Annotated in this window: 1 rRNA gene (only partly in view); it reads right to left on the reverse strand. The window is 57.9% G+C overall.

Annotated elements, in window-relative coordinates:
- Nucleotides 1-202, reverse strand: a 16S ribosomal RNA gene (locus tag ASE86_RS13215) (its annotated part extends past both window edges: 146 nt to the left, 1,114 nt to the right); the annotation flags it as partial.

Raw genomic sequence — 202 nt, forward strand, 5'->3', positions numbered from 1 at the left:
GGCAGAACCCGCTCCCATGGTGTGACGGGCGGTGTGTACAAGACCCGGGAACGTATTCACCGCGACATTCTGATCCGCGATTACTAGCGATTCCGACTTCACGCAGTCGAGTTGCAGACTGCGATCCGGACTACGACTGGCTTTATGGGATTGGCTCCCCCTCGCGGGTTGGCAACCCTCTGTACCAGCCATTGTATGACGT

The sequence above is a fragment of the Sphingomonas sp. Leaf33 genome (assembly GCF_001421785.1).
GTDB lineage: Bacteria > Pseudomonadota > Alphaproteobacteria > Sphingomonadales > Sphingomonadaceae > Sphingomonas.